Annotated in this window: 2 protein-coding genes and 1 pseudogene; all 3 read left to right on the top strand. The window is 75.1% G+C overall.

Going from position 1 to position 2,185, the window contains the following annotated elements:
* The coding region (locus FNX44_RS26355; RefSeq protein WP_228450271.1) for a glutamate-cysteine ligase family protein at positions 1 to 580 on the top strand (580 nt) is incomplete at its 5' end.
* Positions 580 to 1,983 (top strand): ergothioneine biosynthesis protein EgtB, encoded by a 1,404-nt coding sequence (gene egtB, locus FNX44_RS26350; protein WP_143651488.1) that lies wholly within the window; start codon positions 580 to 582, stop codon positions 1,981 to 1,983. The genes FNX44_RS26355 and egtB, both read left to right, overlap by 1 nt.
* Positions 1,983 to 2,185 (top strand): annotated as a pseudogene (locus tag FNX44_RS26345) (hypothetical protein); the annotation flags it as partial. The gene egtB and the pseudogene FNX44_RS26345, both read left to right, overlap by 1 nt.

Genomic DNA, 2,185 nt, shown 5'->3' with positions numbered 1-2,185 from the left:
CCACTGGGCCCTCGGCGACTGCCCGAGGGCCCAGTGGACCCGGTACGCCCTCGACGCGACGCTGCTGTGCGTGCGGCGCGACGCGACCGGCGCCGGCCCGCCGGACTGGACCGCGCCACGCGACCTCACGTTCCGCGGCTGGCTGCGCGGCGGCTGCCGCGAACGCCCGCCTACGGTCGACGACCTCGACTACCATCTGGGCACCCTCTTCCCGCCCGTCCGCCCGCGCGGCTGGCTGGAGCTTCGGATGATGGACGCCCAGCTCGACGACGGCTGGATGGCGGCGGTCGCCATCGCGGCCACCCTGATGGACGACCCGAAGGCGGCCGAGATCGCCTACGCCGCCGTCGAACACCTCACCTCGCCCGACCTGTGGCTGAGGGCCGCGCGGAACGGCCCCGCCGACCCCGTGCTCGGCCCGGTGGTGCGCACCTGTGTGGCCACTGCCGTGGAGGCGCTGGGCCGCAGCGATCCGGGCGGCCCGGCGCACCGCGCCGCCGAGCAGTTCGCCGAACGATACGCCGGCCGGGGCCGCTGCCCGGCCGACGACTGCCTCGCCGACCGGATCGGAGTCATGTGATGCCCGCGCCCTCGACCACCGACCCGCGCTCAGTCGACCCGCGCCCAGACGACCCGCACGCCGCCGACCCCCGCGCCTCGGACCCGCACGCCGTCGACCCGCGGGCCGCCGCGCGGGTCGCGCTCGAACGGGCCCGGGCCCGCACCCGCGCCCTGGTCGACTGCCTCGACGACGACGAACTCACCGCCCAGCACTCCCGGTTGATGTCCCCCCTGGTCTGGGACCTGGCGCACATAGGCAACCAGGAGGAGATCTGGCTGGTCCGGGCCGCCGGCGGCCGCCCCGCCCTCCGCCCCGAACTCGATCCGCTCTACGACGCGTTCCGCACCCCGCGCGCCGACCGCCCCGCGCTCCCGCTGCTCGGTCCGGACGAGGCCCGCGCCTTCGTCGCCCGCGTCCGCGAGGCCTCGCTCGAAGTCCTCGAATCCGTCGAACTCACCACTGCCAACCCCCTGTCGGCCGACGCCTTCGTCTTCGGAATGGTCGCCCAGCACGAGCAGCAGCACGACGAGACGATGCTCGCCACCCACCAGCTGCGCCGCGGCCCCGCCGTGCTCACCGCGCCGCCGCCACCGGCTGCCCCGCGCGAGGCGCTGCCCGCCGAAGTCCTCGTACCCGGCGGGCCGTTCACCATGGGAACCGACACCGAGCCGTGGGCCCTGGACAACGAGCGTCCCGCCCACCGCGTCGACGTTCCCGCCTTCTGGCTGGACACCGTGCCCGTCACGAACGCCGCCTACCAGGAGTTCGTCGACGCCGGCGGCTACGACGAGCCGCGCTGGTGGCACCCGCGCGGCTGGGCGTACGTACGTGAACACGGCCTGCGCGCCCCGCTGTTCTGGCGCCGCGAAGGTGACAGCTGGCTGCGCCGCCGCTTCGGCCACGTCGAACCCGTACCACCCGAGCAGCCGGTCATGCACGTGTGCTGGTACGAGGCCGACGCGTACGCCCGGTGGGCCGGCCGCCGGCTGCCCACCGAGGCCGAGTGGGAGAAGGCCGCCCGGCACGATCCGGCCACCGGCCGTTCCCGCCGCCACCCGTGGGGCGACGACGCCCCCGGCCCCGAGCACGCCAACCTCGGCCAACGCCACCTGGAACCCGCCCCCGCTGGCGCATACCCGCGCGGCGCCGCCCCCTGCGGCGCCCGCCAACTGCTCGGCGACGTCTGGGAGTGGACCTCCTCCGACTTCACCGGCTACCCCGGCTTCGCCGCCTTCCCCTACGACGAGTACTCGAAGGTGTTCCTCGGCGGCGACTACGGCGACTACAAGGTGCTGCGCGGCGGCGCGTTCGGCGTCGACCCCGTCGCCTGCCGCGCCACGTTCCGCAACTGGGATCATCCGATCCGCCGCCAGATCTTCGCCGGCTTTCGTACCGCGCGCGACGCGGAGGTGACCGACTGATGTGCCGCCACCTGGCGTACATCGGCGCCGAGACGACCCTGGCCGCCGTCGTCAGCGAACCGCCGCACGGCCTGTACGAGCAGTCGTGGGCGCCCCGCCTGCAGCGCTACGGCACGGTCAACGCCGACGGCTTCGGCATCGGCTGGTACCCCGCGCCGGGCTCCGCCGACCCGGCCCCCCACCCGTCCGCCCAGATCGGTAC

Origin of the sequence: Streptomyces alkaliterrae, assembly GCF_007097205.2 — a bacterium.
Classification (GTDB): Bacteria; Actinomycetota; Actinomycetes; order Streptomycetales; family Streptomycetaceae; genus Streptomyces; species Streptomyces alkaliterrae.
This window is presented reverse-complemented; position numbering and strand designations above follow the sequence as displayed.

Bases quoted from the DNA above. Each gene is read 5' to 3' on its own strand.
- egtB (WP_143651488.1), top strand. From the start codon at position 580: ATGCCCGCGCCCTCGACCACCGACCCGCGCTCAGTCGACCCGCGCCCA.